We start from the raw sequence: 15180 nt of genomic DNA on the forward strand, positions 1-15180 counted from the left end.
TGCGCGACCCGTCAGCGACTTGCCGGAGCCCGATTCGCCGACGATGCCGAGCCGTTCGCCGGGCGCGAGCGTCAGCGACAGGTCGCGCACCGCGTCGGTGACGACGCCGTCGTGCCCGCGAAAGCCGATCTTCAGGCCGTCGATCTCGCAGAGCGGCGCGGGCGCGGGGGTGGAATGCATCGGCATGTCAGGCTCCATGGCGGGGATCGAAGACGTCGCGCAGCCCGTCGCCGAGCAGGTTGAACGCGAGACTCACGAGCAGGATCGCGATGCCGGGCAGCGTCGCGACCCACCACGCGTCGAGCAGCACGTTGCGGCCCGACGCGACCATGAAGCCCCACTCGGGGCTCGGCGGCTGCGCGCCGAGGCCGAGAAAGCCCAGGCCCGCGACGGTCAGGATGATGCCGGCCATGTCGAGCGTCGCGCGCACGATCACCGACGACATGCACAGCGGCATGATGTAGCGCAGCAGGATGCGCGGGCCCGACGCGCCTTGCAGCCGCGCGGCATGGATGTAGTCGGCCTGTGCGATGCGGATCGTTTCGGCGCGCGCGAGCCGTGCGTATGCCGGCCACGCGGTGATCGAGATCGCGACGACCGCGTTGATCACGCCGGGCCCGAGCGCGGCCGCGAACGCGAGCGCGAGCACGATCTTCGGGAACGCGAGCGCGATGTCGGTGATGCGCATCAGCACGCTGTCGACGAAGCCGCCGCAATAGCCGGCGGTGGTGCCGATCAGCAGGCCGATCGGCACCACGATCACGACGACGAGCAGCGCGATGCCGAGCGTCAGGCGCGAACCGGCGATCATTCGCGAGAGGATGTCGCGGCCGAGCTGGTCGGTGCCGAGCCAGTGCGACGCGGAGCCGGGCGGCAGCAGGCGGTCGGACAGCACCTGGCGCAGCGGATCGTGCGGCATGATCAGCGGGCCGACGATCGCGACGACGACCAGCGCCAGCAGGATCGCGAGCCCGAACAGGTTGAGCGGATTGGCCGCGAAACGGCGCCAGCGGCGGTAGGCGAGGCCGCACGCGGCCTGCGCGCGCGACGCGGGCGCATCGGAAAGCAGCCACGCGCGCAGCGTGAGCGGTGCGGCATTCATGGTCGGGTAGCCTTCGGCATGGACGGTGAAGGAAGCAGGAGGGAAACGGTCATGTCGACGCCGTCCTCAGCGTGCACGCGGATCGAACACGCGGTACAGCGCGTCGGTCAGCAGGTTGACGGTGATGAACATCGCGCCGATCACGAGCGTCGCGCCGAGCACCGCGCTCATGTCGGCGTTCAGCAGCGCGCCGGTCAGGTATGAGCCGAGCCCGGGCCACGCGAACACGATCTCGGTCAGCACCGAGCCTTCGAGCAGGTTGCTGTACGTGAGCGCGATCACGGTGAGCAGCGGCACCGCGATGTTGCCGAACGCATGCCGCCAGATCACGCGCCGCTCCGACAGGCCCTTCGCGCGCGCGGTGACGATGTATTCCTGGCTCAACTGGTCGAGCATGAACGAGCGGGTCATCCGGCTCAGGTACGCGACCGAGTAGTAGCCGAGGATCGCGGCCGGCAGCGCGATATGCGACACCGCGTTGCGGAACACGTCCCACTCGCCCGCGAGCGCCGCGTCGATCAGCAGGCTGCCGGTGCGCGGATCGACCATCCCGTCGTACACGGGATCGAGCCGACCGGGGCCGCCGACCCAGTGCAGCCGTGCGTAGAACAGCAGCAGCCCCATCAGCCCGAGCCAGAACACCGGCACCGAATTGCCGATCAGGCCGACGAAGCGCGCGATGTGATCGATCGGCCGGTTGTGCTTGACCGCGGCCGCGACGCCGAGCGGCACGCCGATCGCGATCCCGATCAGCGTCGCGATCGTCGCGAGTTCGAGCGTGGCCGGAAACACGCGCTTGATGTCGTCGAGCACCGGGTTCGCGGTCAGCAGCGACATGCCGAGATTGCCGTGCAGTACGTCGCGCGCATAGATCAGGAATTGCGTGACGAGCGGCTTGTCGAGGCCGAGTGCGATACGCTCGGCCGCATACGCTTCGGCCGACGCGCGATCGCCGAGGATCGCGAGCACGGGATCGATCGGCACCTTGCGGCCGATCACGAACGTCAGCGCGAGCAGCCCCGCGAACGTGACGGCGAGCGTGACCGCCCAGCGCAGCACGCGCAGCACCCAGCGTACGGCCGGGCGCCGCGCGGGCAGCGTGCGCAGTGCTTCGAGGGAGGAGGCGGGAGTCGACATGCGGTGAACCTTATTGCTTCTTCAGGTGACGGTACGACACGAGATCGTTGATCGGACCGACTTCGAGCCCGCTTACGCCGGGTCGTGTCGCGACCTGCGCGACCTTCTCGAACATGATCACGAACGGCGAGCGCGCGAGTATCTCCTTCTGCATCGCCTGGTACCGCTGCGCGCGTTGCGCGGCGGTCGGCTCGGCGAGCGCGGCGTCGGTTTCCTTCGTCAGTTGCGGAATGTCCCAGCTGTTGCGCCAGGCCAGCATTTTATAGCTCGACTTGTCGCCGTTGTCGGGGTTCCATGCGAAACCCTGCGCGTTGCTGTGCGGGTCGATGTAGTCGGCCGACCATTCGCCGATGTAGATGTCGTGCTGGCGTGCGCGGTATTTCGCGAGCGTCTGCTTGTTGTCGCCGGGGATCAACTGCACCTTGACGCCGGCCTGCGCGAAGTTCGCCTGCACGGCCTGCGCGATCTCCGTGTACGGATAGTCGTTGCGCACGTCCATCGTCACCGAGAAGCCGTTCGGCACGCCGGCCTTCGCGAGCAGCGCCTTCGCCTTCGCGACGTCGAGCTTGTACGGGTTCGAATTCAGCGTGCCGAGGAAACCTTCGGGCAGGAAGGTCTGGTGCACCTTGTAGGTCGTCTTCACGACGTTGGCCTGGATGCCCGCATAGTCGACCAGCCACTTCAGCGCTTCCTGCACGTCGGGCTTCGCGAGCGTCGGGTTCTTCGTGTTCAGGCCGAGATACAGCAGCGTCGCCTGCGGCGAGGCCGTGACTTTCGCCTTGCCCGATTTCACGACCGACGCGAGATCGTCGGGGCTCAGGTCGCGCGCCGCGTCGACGTCGCCGTTTTCCAGCAGCAGCCGCTGGCTGGCCGCTTCGGGCACGTGGCGCAGCACGATGCGCTTCATCGCGAGCGGTAGCCGGTAACCGTCGAAGCGTTGCAGCACGACGCTGTCGCCGGCCGCCCACTTGACGAGCTTGTACGCGCCGGAGCCGGCCTCGTTGGTCTTCAACCACGCGTTGCCGAAGTCGTTGCCCTGCTGGTGCGACAGCAGCAGCTTCTTGTCGAGCACCGACGCGGGCCACGAGCCGAGCACGTTGAGCACGAAGGTCGGCGCGTACTTGTGGTCGGTCGTGATCGATACCGTCTGGTCGTCGAGCTTCTTCACGTTCGCCGCGACGTTGGCCTTCGTGAGCCCGATGCCGGTCAGCACCGCGGCCGGCCCCTTGTCGAGCAGCACCGCGCGCTGGATCGACCACGCGACGTCGTCGGCCGTCAGCGGGTTGCCCGAGTGGAACTTGAGGCCCGGGCGCAGCTTGAACGTATAGGTCAGGCCGTCGGGGCTCACGGTCCACGACTGCGCGACGTCGCCGTTGAATTTCGACGGATCGCGCAAGTCGACGCGCACGAGCCGGTCGTACGTGTTCGCGACGTATTCCTCCGGCACCAGCTCGTAGATCTCGCCCGGATCGAGCGTCGTGAATTCGTCGAGCAGCGTGGCCATCACGAACATGTCCTTCGGCGTTTCCGCATGGGCGGCGGAAAGCGGCACGGCGGCGCACAGGGACGCGGCGGCCAGCGCCGCGACGAGCCGGGAAGTCGGGAATTTCATGGGCGCATCTCCATCTGTCGTTTGAGTCGTTGAACGTGAACCTGCATGAAAAGGGAGGCGTGCGGCGTCGTTACATCAGGCGCCACGGGCCGCTCGCCGCGTTGTCGATCTGCGGCAGCGCGTGCGAGCCAGGCAGCTCGTAGTGCCACCACTCGCTGTCGATATGCGCGAAGCCGGCTGCGTGCATCACTCCGAGCAGCAGCAGCCGGTTGCGTTGCACGTGCTCGGGCAACTCCGCGTGAAAGTGGCCCGACGCGGCCACCATCTCGTCGAAGCCGGTGCCCATGTCGAGCGGCTCGCCGTTCGCGCCGACGAGCGTCAGGTCGAGCGCGGTGCCGCGGCTGTGGTTCGACCCGCGGCCGAGATCGGCGACGAAGTTCGGGTCGGGCAGGAAATCCCACAGCACCTGCTGCGCCTGCGGCGGCCGGTACGCGTCGTAGATGCGCAGCGTGAAGCCGGCTTGCGCGGCGACGTCCACCGCCCGGCGCAGCGCGGTTTCGGCCGGCTCGAGCAGCAGACAGTGCGCGTGGCGGTAGATCGGCTTGCCGGTCAGGTTGCGCTCGGTCGCGTAGACGAGATCGATCTCCACGCGATGCGTGGCGGGCGTGATTTCGACGAGGCGGTGAGGGTTCATCGGCGGTCCGGTTTGCTCAGGATTCGAATTGGTCGAACGTGCGCTGCAGTTCGCGGTTGCGCGCGACGCGCCGGTCGATCGCGGGACCGAGGCGGTCGACCACGGCGGTGATCAGCAGGTTGAACAGGCAGGTGAGCGGCGCGAGCGAATCCCAGAACTGGCCGACATCGGTCTTCACCTGCAGCAGGTCGGCCGGCCACTCGCGCGCCCACGGGCAATACAGATCGGTGACCAGTGCGAACGGCTGGCCGCGTTCGGCGGCCGCCTGGCAATAGCGGCGCGCGCTGCGCGAATAGGCACGCGTGTCGGTGACGATGCAGTACGGCCGTTCGAACTCCGAATTCAGCGAATCGACGTATGAGCCCGACTGGCCGTCGGAATAGAACACGCGCGGGCGCAGGTATTCGAGGTAGCTGCTGAATGCGTTGCTGATGCCGCGGGTCGACTGGATGCCGAGGATGAAGACGGCATCGGCATGCGCGATCCGGTCCGCGACCTGCGCGAACACCGGTTCTTCGGCGAGCCGGTACACGTGGCGGATCGCGTCGAGTTCGCGCTCGAGCGACGACGCGAGCGTGCCGCCATCGCGATGGCCGTCGCGCTCGCCGACGGTCGTTGGCGTGGCGGTGGCGCGGCGGTACTCGTCGAGGCGGTCGGTGATCATCCACGGGCGGTCGCCGCCGCCGCGCAGTTCGCGTTTCAGGTCGTCGAGATTCCGGTAACCGACGCTGCGCAGGAAACGCCCGACCGAAATGCCGCTGGTGCCGGTCTGCTGCGCGATCTGGTCGGCGGTTTCGAGGCCGAGCCGATCGAGGTTCGCGAGCATGTAGCTCGCGATGCGCTTCGCGGTCGGCGTCAGCTCGGCAAAGCGGGATTCGACGGTATGGGCGAAGGCGCAGGTCATCGAGCTGTTAGATCGTTGTCATTTGATGATTCGATGTCATCTATCTGACAAAGCCAAAATCATTCGCGCCAGCGGATAAAAACTATGGGGTGGCGGGAGGTGATAGCCGCGAAGGCGGGTCACGGGAGCAGGCGGAAAGGCATGTTTATCTCTGTCAGACATATTTTGCGTTTATGCCTGACAGAGATAATTTCTCCCCTGCTGCATCGCAATAATTACAAAATTAAAGTCGATCATTTTAATTCATTAATTCAGGTTAATAATTCATTTAATTTTTAGATGAATATGGATTTAACTTGCGTCACGGGATGTTTGATTTTCGGTAATTCGAAAAACGGCAAGTGTTCCGTAATGGAAATTCTCTCGATTGAGGAATGAAGAGGAAATCATGACGAATCTTTCTCGACGCAAGATGTTGACGAGTACGGCCGGCGCCATTGCCGCGGCGGGCATTGCGGTAACGGCGAAGGCGGCTTCGTTCGGTAATCCGGACAGCCCGCCGGAAGGCGCGGTGAATGCGCGCAACCGTCAGAGCCTGACCGACCCGGGGCCTAAAAATCCGACCATCGCCAATCAATTCCCGTCTTTTCAGGACCCGCCGACCACCGATATCAACGGGATGCCGTTATTCTGGGCGTCTTTCAATAATGCCCATAAACGCATTCAGAATGGCGGATGGGCGCGCGAAGTGACGCAGGACGATTTCGCGATTTCCGAAACCATTTCCGGCGTCAACATGCGGCTCACGCGCGGCGGCATTCGCGAGATGCACTGGCACCAGCAGGCCGAGTGGGCCATCATGCTCGACGGCCGCTGCCGGATCACGGTGCTCGACGAACTCGGGCGGCCGTCGGTGCAGGACGTCAAGACCGGCGATCTCTGGTATTTCCCGCCCGGCCTGCCGCATTCGCTGCAGGGCCTCGGCAGCGACGGCGCCGAATTCCTGCTCGCGTTCGATAACGGTCGCGCATCGGAATTCAACACGCTGTTGCTGACCGACTGGATCGCGCATACGCCGCCCGACGTGCTCGCGCTCAACTTCGGCGTGCCGGCCGACGCGTTCCGGAACGTGCCGCTCGACAACCTGTGGATCTTCCAGGGCGACGAGCCGGGCCCGCTCGCGGACGCGCAGCGCGCGTCGGCCGCATCGGCCGGTGTGCCGCCGCATCCGTTCATCTTTTCGCTCGGCGACATGAAGCCGGTCAGGAAGACGCGCGGCGGCGAGGTGCGGATCGCGGACAGCACCAACTTCAACGTGTCGACGACCGTCGCGGCGGCGCTCGTCACCGTGCATCCGGGCGGCATGCGCGAGCTGCACTGGCACCCGAACGCCGACGAATGGCAGTACTACCTGCAGGGCGAGGCGCGGATGACCGTATTCGACACGGGGCCGAAGGCGCAGACGGCCGATTTCCGCGCGGGCGACGTCGGCTATGTGAAGAAGAGCCTCGGCCACTACGTGCAGAACACCGGGCAGACTGACCTCGTGTTCCTCGAGATTTTCAAGACCGACCGCTATGCGGAGGTGTCGTTGTCCGACTGGCTCGCGCATACGCCGCCGCAGCTCGTCGAAGCGCACCTGAACGTCGCACCGGACGTGATCGCGCAGTTTCCGCGCAATCGTCCCGACGTCGTGCCGCTGTAACGCCGCCGGCGTCTCGTCGTGGCCGGCATGCGGCTTGCTGCTGTGGCGAGCCGCGATCCCCGAATCGGCCTTCCTCATTCGAACGGAATAAATACTCACCATGATTCCCGTCGTCCCGAGCAAACCCGCCGGCGGCCTCGCGCTGCCGGGCCTGTCCACCGAGCCCACCGACGGCGCGGTGCGCGCCGCGCTCGAAGGGCGCCGCACCGGCGTCGCCGCGCTGCTGCCGTTCATCGGCCCGGCCGTGATCGCGTCGATCGGCTACATGGACCCCGGCAACTTCGCGACCAACATCCAGGCCGGCGCCGCATACGGCTACCGGCTGCTGTGGGTCGTGCTGGCCGCGAACGCGATCGCGATGCTGTTTCAGGCGATGTCGGCGAAGCTCGGCATCGTGACCGGCCGCAATCTCGCGGAGCTGTGCCGCGACCGTTTCCCCGCGCCGGTCGTGTGGGGGATGTGGATCGCATCCGAGATCGCCGCGATGGCGACCGACCTCGCCGAATTCCTCGGCGGCGCGCTCGCGTTCGGGTTGTTGTGCCACCTGCCGCTGTTCGCGGGGATGATCGCAACCGCGTTCGCGACCTGCGCGATCCTCGCGCTCGAAAAGCGCGGCTTCCGGCCGCTGGAAGCGGCGATCGCGGCGCTGGTCGGCGTGATCGGCGCGTGCTATCTCGGCGAACTGCTGATCGCGCCGCAGGACTGGCACGCGGCCGCGTTCCATCTGGTGGTCCCGCAGATTCCCGATCACGCGGCGCTGACGATCGCGGTCGGCATCATCGGCGCGACGATCATGCCGCACACGCTGTATCTGCATTCGGGCCTCACGCAGGATCGCACCGCGCCGCGCGACGACGGAGAGCGGCGGCGGCTCGTGCGTTTCTCGAACCGCGAAGTCGTGGTCGCGTTGGGGCTTGCCGGGTTCGTGAATCTCGCGATGGTGATGATGGCGTCGTCGGCGTTTCATGCGGCCGCGCCGGGCATGACCGACATCGGCGACGCGTATCACACGCTGATCCCGGTGCTCGGGCCGGCGGCCGGCGCGCTGTTTCTCGTCGCGCTGCTGACCTCCGGCGTGTCGAGCTCGGTGGTCGGCACGATGGCGGGGCAGGTCGTGATGCAGGGCTTCATCCGTCGCCGCCTGTCGATCTGGGTGCGGCGCGCGGTGACGATCGTGCCCGCGTTCATGGTGGTCGCGCTCGGCTGCGACGTCACGCGGGCGATGGTGGCCAGCCAGGTCGTGCTGAGTTTCGTGCTGCCGATGCCGATGATCGCGCTGCTGATACTGTCGGCGCGCGAAGACGTGATGGGCGCCTACGCGATGCGGATGCCGCTGCGGATCGTCGCCGGCGTGGCGACGGCCGTGATCGTCGGGCTGAATGCGTACCTGGTATGGGCGGCGTTCAATTGAACGGGTGCGGGCCGGCCGCTTACTGCCGCATGTCCGGCGCTTCGCGCAGCCGCCAGATCGCGTTGCATTGCTGGCCGCCGAGGCTCGTCGCGCGCAGCGTGACGACGGCGCCGGCCGCCACCTGGTACCAGAAATGCGCCATCAGTTCGGTGCCCTTGCGCTGCGCGTGGCCGTCGACGCGCACCTCGCACAGCAGCGGCGACGGCGAGCCGGACGGATGCGTGACGTAGACGTTCAGCCGCGCGATGTCGCGGGTCGCGGTGAACACGACTTCGTGGTTCCCGCTGCCGACGAGCATCGTGCCGCCCGGTTCGTCGAGCGCCTGCAGATAGGCGCCCGCGCTTGTCTCGAGCGCGGCGGACGCAACGGTCAGCCCGGCCGATCGCACGTAATCCGCCGCCGCGATGCGTGCGGCGAGTGCGTCGGACGGCGCCGGCGTGCCGTCCGACAGCGCGAACGGCGTGCCGTCGCGCAGTGCGGCGTCGGTGTGGTTCGCGTAGTAGCGCCACCGGTCGAGGAAGCGGATGTCGCCGGTCATGTGCAGCGCGCGGATCGGCTCGCCGTGATACCTGAGCGTCGTCTTGCCGCTGCCCGCGTCGAACGATTCGTGGATGCCGTACTTGCTGACGAAGTTCTGGACCGGGTCGAGCAACGCCGTTTCGCCTTGCGCGCTCCACAGATGCAGGAACGTCGTATCGATGCCGAAGCATTCCTGGAAATCGGTGCCGACGCGGGCGAGGCAGTCGCGCAGATGGTCGGCATAACGCGCCCATGCGTCGGCGGTCCCGGCGACGAGCCCGGCTTGCAGCGCACCGCCGTGGCGCGCATTGACCTCGTCGACGACGAGGCGCCAGTGATGGTCGCGCCGCTCGCCGATCAGCGGCGTGACGACGAACGTGCAGAACAGCGGGTCGGGGCACACGTGGAGCCGGTCGTCGCCGATCTGCGAGAACAGGTCGAACTGCGGTGCGCAGAACCAGATGTCCGCGTCGTACAGCGCGAGCTTGCGGATCTGCGGATGGCGCGCGCAATACTCGGCGGCCTCGATGAACCGGCCGACCGGCAGCGCGTAGGCGTCCGACGCGTCGATCACGTCGACCGACTGGCTCGCGAGAATTTGCCGCTTGCGTTCGGACAGCCCGTAGCCGATCACCGCGATCCGCCCGTCGTAGCCGGCGTGCCGCAGCGACAGCAGGAACGGCACGAGCATTTCGTACCACGCGCGGTTGTTGTCGTTGATCGCCACGCACACTGCGTGCTCGCTCGAATGCATGTTGTGGTCCCGTTACGTGTGCCCGGCGCGGTAGCCGCGCGGTGCCGGTCATTGTAGATCGCCGCAGGGTGCCGTGCCGGCGCAGGCCCGGCGCCGGTACGGCGGCCCGCGGCGATGATCCGCGCGGGCAGGCCGCCGCGATTACTTCGCGAGCGTGCGGTATGACACGAGATCGTTGATCGGCCCGATTTCCGGCCCGGTCGCGCCGGGGCGCGTGGCGACCTGCACGACCTTCTCGAACATGATGATGAACGGCGAGTTCGCGAGCACGGCCTTCTGCAGCGCTTCGTAACGCTGCGCGCGCTTCGCAGGCGACGGCTCGACGAGCGCGGCCTCGGTGTCCTTCGTCAGTTGCGGAATGTCCCAGCTGTTGCGCCACGCGAGCATCTTGGTCGGCGACTGGTCCGAGTTGTCCGGATTCCACGCAAAACCACGCGCGTTGCTGTTCGGGTCCATGTAGTCGGGCGACCATTCGCCGACGAAGATGTCGTGCTGGCGGGCGCGGTACTTGCCGATCGCCTGCTTCGCGTCGCCCGGGATCAGCTTCACGCGGATGCCGCCCTGCGCGAAGTTCGCTTGCAGCGCCTGCGCGATCTCGAGGTACGGATAGTCGTTCGGCATGTCCATCGTCACGTCGAAGCCGTTCGGCAAGCCGGCCTTCGCGAGCAGCGCCTTCGCCTTCGCGACGTCCTGCTTGTACGGCCGCGCGTTCGACGCGCCGAGGAAGCCTTCGGGCAGGAAGGTCTGATGCACCTTGTAGGTCGTGCTGACGATGTTGCGCTGGATGCCGTCGTAGTCGACGAGCCATTTCATCGCCTGCTGCACCTCGGGCTTCGCGAGGTTTGGGTTCTTCGTGTTCAGGCTCAGGTACAGCAGCGCCGACACCGGCCACGACGCGACCTTGATCTTGCCGGCCTTCGACAGCGCGGCGAGGCTGTCGGGGCTCAGGTTGCGCGCGGCGTCGGCGTCGCCGTTCTCCAGCAGCAGCCGTTGCGCGGAGGCTTCGGGCACGTGGCGCAGCACCACGCGCTTCATCGGATACGGCGTGCGGTATTTGTCGAAGCGCTGCAGCACGATGGTTTCGTTCGGCGTCCACTTGACGAGCTGGTACGGGCCCGAGCCCGCGTCGTTGGTGCGCAGCCAGCCGCTGCCGAAATCGTTGCCTTGCTGGTGCGACAGCAGCAGCTTCTTGTCGAAGACCGAGGCCGGGCACGCGCTCAGCACGTTGAGCACGAAGCTCGGCGCGTACTTGCGGTCGGTTTCGAGCACGACGGTTTGCGGATCGACCACGCGCACCTTCTGCGTGACGTTCGCCTTCGTGAGGCCGAGATCGGCGAGCACGCCGGCCGGCCCCTTGTCGAGCAGGATGGTGCGCTGCAGCGACCACGCGACGTCGTCGGCGGTGACCGGATTGCCGGAATGGAACGTGAGGCCCGGGCGCAGCTTGAACGTGTAGGTCACGCCGTCGGCGCCGACCGTCCACGATTGCGCGATCTGTCCGTCGAAGCGCGTCGGGTCCTTCAGGTCGACGCGCACCAGCCGTTCGTAGGTGTTCGCGACGTATTCGGACGGCACCAGCTCGTAGATCCCGCTCGGGTCGAGGGTCGTGAATTCGCCGAGCTGCGTGGCGACGACGAAGATGCCGGGCGGCGTGGCAGCCTGCGCCGGCAGCGCCGGAACAAGCGCGACGAGCGCGGCGCTGACGAACAGCCGGGACAGCAGGTGCTTCATGCGGGCTCCATCGAAAGGGAATCGTGGTGCGATTCTCTCATCGACGAGCACCCGGATGAAAATATTCGGCGGGCGCGCCGGTTGGCGCGCAGCGGCGGGCAGGCAGGCGGGCCGGGCAGGCGCCCGGCGCTGGTGGGCGTCAGATCGCGCAGCGCGCGATCGCGAAACGCATCGCTTCCTCGGCCGGCTCGTTGCCCGAGCCGCGCACGACCTTGATCACCGAGCCGTTGCCCGACGGCGTCAGCGTGACGAAGTACGAATTCGAGCCGACGGAGATATCGGTCACGCCGTTGTGCTGCGATTGCTCGGTGCCGGACAGGCGGCTGTCGAGGCAATTCGCGACCGCGTAGGCCGGACGTTGCGACGACACGTAGATCATCGGCGCGGCGCCGGACGCAGAGGCCGAATCGGACGAGGGCGCGGAACCGCAGGCGGCGAGCAGGGCGGCGGGCAGGAGCAGCAGGAATCGTTTCATGGTCGGTCGTCGGGTGTCTCGTATCGAGGCTGGGGCGCGGGGTGGCGAAACGCGAAGCTTCGCGACGAAACCGCCCGGAATCGGGCCGCTTTTGACGGACGACGAGACGGCAGGCGGCTGACGACGGAGTATACCCGCAGCATTTGACGCCGTTGGCGCGTTGAAACGATTCGATACACAACGAGCGCCCGCTGCGGGACGGCCGCTCGTCCCGGATGTCGCCGTTACCGGCGAATCTCGCGGTCGTCGCGATGCCGGCGCACGGAGCGGCGCCGCAACGCCTGCGGATCAATGCGCGCCGGCCGCCGCCGCATCGGCATCGCCGCCACCCGAGCGCGCCGGTTTCGTGATCCAGATGAGTGGAATGATCGCGATGAAGATGATCGCCGACACGTAGAAGATGTCGTTCAAGCCCATCACGGCCGCCTGCGAATCGACCGACGCATTGAAGAACGCAAGCGCCGAATCGGGGCTCAGGTGCAGCAGCGAACGGGTCGTGTCGAGCTGCTGCGTGAAGACCGGATTGGTGACGCTCGCCTGTTCGGTGAGCCGCACGTGGTGCAGGATCGTGCGGTCGTTCCACGCATTGCTGATCAGCGACGTGCCCACCGCACCGCAGAACGTGCGGCCGAAATTCGACAGGCCGGCTGCCGCCGGAATCTTTTCCGGCGGCAGCCCGGACAGGATGATCGACGTCAGCGGCACGAAGAACATCGCCATCGGAATGCCTTGCAGCAGCGTCGGCAGCACCAGATCCCAGTGCGACACGTCGGTGTAGAAGGTCGTGCGCATCATGAACACGACCGCGAAGCCGACGAATGCGAGCGTCGCGATATAACGCGGATCGGTGCGCGGCAGCAGGCGCCCCATGACCGGCGTGAGCAGGATCGCGAACACCCCGAGCGGCGCGGTGGCGAGCCCCGAATCGACCGCGCGGTAGCCGAGATAGCCCTGCATCCATTGCGGCAGCAGCACGAGCGTGCCGAAGAACATCCCATACGCGACGGAGATCGCGATCGTGCCGCCCGCGAAATTGCGCTGCGTGAAGAGGCGCAGGTCGACGATCGGATTGGCTTCGTTCAGTTCCCACACGAGGAAGAACGCGAAGCCGATCAGCGCGACGATGCCCAGCGCGACGACGACGGGCGAGTTGAACCAGTCGAGATCCTTGCCCTTGTCGAGCATGATCTGTAGCGAGGCGACCCACAGCACGAGCAGCAGCAGGCCGACCGTGTCGATCGGCAGGCGGCGCGTGGCGGATTCGCGATCGCGGAACACGAACCACGTGACGGCCGCCGCGAAGAAGCCGACCGGAATGTTGATGTAGAAGATCCACGACCAGTTGTAGTCGTACGTGATCCAGCCGCCGAGCGACGGCCCCGCGATCGGCCCGACGAGCGCCGTCATCGACCACAGCGCGAGCGCCGTCGACGACTTCTGCCGTGGCCACGCGCCGAGCAGCAGCGCCTGCGACAACGGCGCGAGCGGCCCCGCCACCGCACCTTGCAGGATTCGCGCGGCGAGCAGCGTCGGCAGGTTCGGTGCGATCCCGCACAGCCACGACGCGAACACGAACAGCAGGATCGACGTGACGAACAGGCGTACCTGGCCGAAGCGCTGCGTGAGCCAGCCGGTCAGCGGAATCGACACCGCGTTCGCCGCCGCGAAGATCGTGATCACCCACGTGCCTTCGTCGACCGACACGCCGAGGTCGCCCGAGATCGTCGGGATCGCGACGTTCGCGATCGACGAATCGAGCACGTTCATGAACATCGCCAGCGAGACCGCGATCGTGCCGATGACGAGCCGGCCGCCCGACAGCGGGCCTGAAGACGAGGGAGAGGACATGGCGTTCCTGCGTGATGGACGAAGGCCGTACGGCGCATGCCGTTCGCCGCGCCTGCACGCGACGTGCAGGCGCGCGGCGAAGCGCGCAACGGACGGATGCACGCACGCCGCACGGCGGCCCGCCGAGGGGTGCTGTCGCGTGCGGTGTACGGTTCGAGCGGTGAATCGGAATGGCGAAGCCGTGACGGGCTTCGGGACGCGGGCCGGCCGGTCAGGAAGGCGCGACGCGCGTGATGCGTCGGCGGGCAGCGCTCAGGTGGCTGCCGTAGCGTGTGTGGTGATTTTTCATCGCCACAGGCTAACGATGCGGCGAGCGGCGATCAACGCTCGCATGCTCATTAATTCCTTTCCTGCACTGCAATAATGCAGCAGACATGCATCGATTACAGGCTCTGCGACGCGGTCCGCCACGCGGTGAAGACTTCCGTCAGGAACTCGACGAACGCGCGCACCTTGCTGTCGAGCGTCGCGCGCTTCGGGTAGAGCGCGTGCAGCTCGACGTCGTCGGTGCGATGCCAGTCGGGCAGCACGATTTCGAGTTCGTTGCTCTCGAGCCGCCGGGTGGTGAAGTGGGTCGAAATCAGTGCGATGCCGCCGCCGCTCGCTGCCTGGCGCAGCACCGTGACCGATTCGTTCGAGATCAGCACGGGCCGCACCGGCACGTCGGCGACGTCGCCGGCGGCGTTGGTGAGGCGCAGCGTCAGGCCCGGCGTGTCGCGGCCGACGAACAGGATGTCGTGATCGGCGAGGTCCTGCGGCGTGCGCGGCCGGCCCGCGCGGTCGAGATAGTGCGGGCTGGCCGCGAACTTCGCGTGCGACCAGCCGAGCGAGCGCGCGACATAGCCGGAATCGCTCAGCACGCCGGTGCGCAGCGCGACGTCGAAGCCGTGTTCGACGAGGTCGAGCGCGCTGTTGTCGTAGATCAGCACGAGCTGGACCAGGGGGTAGCGCCGGCGAAACTCGGCGAGCGCCGGCTCCAGTTCGAACAGGCCGATCGCGTAGGGCACCAGCACGCGCAGCGTGCCTTCGGGTTCCGTGCGCAGCGCGCGCACCTGACGGTCCGCGTCGAGCAGGATCTCCTCGGCGCGCAGGCAGCGTTCGTAATAGTCGCGCCCGGCTTCGGTGACCGATACGCGGCGCGTCGTGCGGTACAGCAGCTGGACGCCGAGGTCCTCCTCGAGCTGCTTGATCTTGCGGCTCACGCGGCTGAGCGGCATGTCGAGTTGCGTGGCGGCGGCGGTGAAATTGCCGCGCTCCACCACGCGCAGGAATATCCGGATGCTCTCGAGGTCCATGCGATTCGTTTCAATGTTCGGCCTGCGCGCATCTTACCGTCACGGACCGGAACGCTGCAGGTCGAGCCGATTATCCCGCCCGCTGCAATAACGCATCCCGCCGCTGCCCCGTA

The 15180-nt window shown here is 66.9% G+C and carries 13 protein-coding genes; 2 read left to right on the forward strand and 11 right to left on the reverse strand.

The window, feature by feature from the left end; translation table 11 throughout:
* The 6 genes from AP428_RS19275 to sapR form a co-directional block, all read right to left on the reverse strand.
* The coding region (locus tag AP428_RS19275; RefSeq protein ID WP_156349337.1) for an ATP-binding cassette domain-containing protein at positions 1 to 186 on the reverse strand (186 nt) is incomplete at its 3' end.
* Between the two features lies 1 nt (position 187).
* Positions 188 to 1102 (reverse strand): nickel transporter permease, encoded by a 915-nt coding sequence (nikC, locus tag AP428_RS19280; protein WP_006478834.1) that lies wholly within the window; start codon positions 1100 to 1102, stop codon positions 188 to 190.
* A 66-nt stretch (positions 1103 to 1168) separates the two neighbouring features.
* Positions 1169 to 2239, reverse strand: a complete 1071-nt coding sequence (locus tag AP428_RS19285) for an ABC transporter permease (RefSeq protein WP_011547525.1) — start codon at positions 2237 to 2239, stop codon at positions 1169 to 1171.
* Positions 2240 to 2249: 10 nt separating this feature from the next.
* Entirely contained in the window at positions 2250 to 3851 is a 1602-nt protein-coding gene (locus AP428_RS19290; protein WP_011547526.1) for an ABC transporter substrate-binding protein, read from the reverse strand.
* Between the two features lie 70 nt (positions 3852 to 3921).
* A complete protein-coding gene (gene ddpX / locus AP428_RS19295; protein ID WP_011547527.1) occupies positions 3922 to 4485 on the reverse strand; it encodes a D-alanyl-D-alanine dipeptidase in 564 nt (187 codons plus the stop codon).
* 16 nt (positions 4486 to 4501) lie between these two features.
* Positions 4502 to 5389 (reverse strand): sap1 transcriptional regulator SapR, encoded by an 888-nt coding sequence (gene sapR, locus AP428_RS19300; protein WP_011547528.1) that lies wholly within the window; start codon positions 5387 to 5389, stop codon positions 4502 to 4504.
* 388 nt (positions 5390 to 5777) lie between these two features.
* On the opposite strand from sapR, the gene AP428_RS19305 reads away from it, so the two are divergent.
* Positions 5778 to 7034 carry an oxalate decarboxylase family bicupin gene (locus AP428_RS19305; RefSeq protein WP_011547529.1) on the forward strand — a complete coding sequence of 419 codons (1257 nt, stop codon included), beginning with the start codon at positions 5778 to 5780 and terminating at the stop codon, positions 7032 to 7034.
* Positions 7035 to 7134: 100 nt separating this feature from the next.
* Complete coding sequence (locus tag AP428_RS19310; protein ID WP_011547530.1) at positions 7135 to 8445, forward strand: Nramp family divalent metal transporter; 1311 nt, start codon at positions 7135 to 7137, stop codon at positions 8443 to 8445.
* A 19-nt stretch (positions 8446 to 8464) separates the two neighbouring features.
* Here AP428_RS19310 and AP428_RS19315 read toward each other — a convergent pair whose 3' ends face one another.
* The 5 genes from AP428_RS19315 to AP428_RS19340 form a co-directional block, all read right to left on the reverse strand.
* Positions 8465 to 9718 (reverse strand): hypothetical protein, encoded by a 1254-nt coding sequence (locus AP428_RS19315; RefSeq protein WP_011547531.1) that lies wholly within the window; start codon positions 9716 to 9718, stop codon positions 8465 to 8467.
* 141 nt (positions 9719 to 9859) lie between these two features.
* Entirely contained in the window at positions 9860 to 11449 is a 1590-nt protein-coding gene (locus AP428_RS19320) for an ABC transporter substrate-binding protein (protein ID WP_011547532.1), read from the reverse strand.
* Positions 11450 to 11588: 139 nt separating this feature from the next.
* Positions 11589 to 11924, reverse strand: a complete 336-nt coding sequence (locus AP428_RS19325) for a sugar ABC transporter ATPase (RefSeq protein WP_011547533.1) — start codon at positions 11922 to 11924, stop codon at positions 11589 to 11591.
* Positions 11925 to 12212: 288 nt separating this feature from the next.
* Complete coding sequence (locus AP428_RS19330) at positions 12213 to 13772, reverse strand: DHA2 family efflux MFS transporter permease subunit (RefSeq protein ID WP_011547534.1); 1560 nt, start codon at positions 13770 to 13772, stop codon at positions 12213 to 12215.
* Positions 13773 to 14155: 383 nt separating this feature from the next.
* Positions 14156 to 15067 carry a LysR family transcriptional regulator gene (locus AP428_RS19340; RefSeq protein WP_011547535.1) on the reverse strand — a complete coding sequence of 304 codons (912 nt, stop codon included), beginning with the start codon at positions 15065 to 15067 and terminating at the stop codon, positions 14156 to 14158.
* Positions 15068 to 15180: the final 113 nt, after the last annotated feature.

It is taken from the genome of Burkholderia sp. E168m22 (assembly GCF_001319805.1).
GTDB classification, from domain to species: domain Bacteria; phylum Pseudomonadota; class Gammaproteobacteria; order Burkholderiales; family Burkholderiaceae; genus Burkholderia; species Burkholderia orbicola.